This is a genomic window from Pseudomonas sp. 3HC3 (genome assembly GCF_044904505.1).
Lineage (GTDB): Bacteria > Pseudomonadota > Gammaproteobacteria > Pseudomonadales > Pseudomonadaceae > Aquipseudomonas > Aquipseudomonas putida_Y.
Genome location: NZ_JADDRH010000060.1, coordinates 1 through 579, shown reverse-complemented (window position 1 = coordinate 579; position 579 = coordinate 1). Strand labels below are relative to the sequence as shown.

Annotated in this window: 1 protein-coding gene; it reads right to left on the bottom strand. The window is 66.0% G+C overall.

The annotated features are described in order from the left end of the window. A partial coding sequence (locus INQ47_RS25640) for a phosphopantetheine-binding protein (protein ID WP_404702901.1) occupies positions 1 to 579 on the bottom strand: 579 nt, incomplete at both ends.

Below are 579 nucleotides of genomic sequence, written 5' to 3'. Positions count from 1 at the left end.
CGTCGTGCTGGGCGTACAGTGCCAGCAGCGCCTGCTCCAATGCGCTGGCATCCACCGTTTCGGTGCCGCGCAGCAACAGCGACTGGTTCCAGTGCTGCGGCTCGCTCATGCGCTGGTCGAAGAACCACTGCTGGAACGGCAGCAATGGCATGCCCCCGAGCAGCGGACCTTGCTCGGCCTTCACCGCTCCCTCGCCTTCGCGCAGCACCGCTGCCAGGCCGCGCACGGTCTGGTGCTGGAACAGCTCCTTGGGCGTGAAGTGCAGGCCCTGCTGGCGCGCACGTCCGACGACCTGAATCGAGACGATGGAATCGCCCCCAAGCTCGAAGAAGTTGTCGTTCACCCCGACCCGCTCAAGGCGCAACACATCGGCCCAGACTGCGGCCAGACGGTGCTCCCGCGCATTGGCCGGTGCCTCATAGACCTTTTGCACAAGGGCAGCATCCACGGCAGGCAAGGCCTTGCGGTCGAGCTTGCCATTGGGCGACAGCGGCAGGCTGTCCAGTGCCAGCCACTGGTTCGGCACCATGTAGTCCGGCAGGCCACGGCGCAGATGCTCGGCCAGTTGTGCCTGCCAAT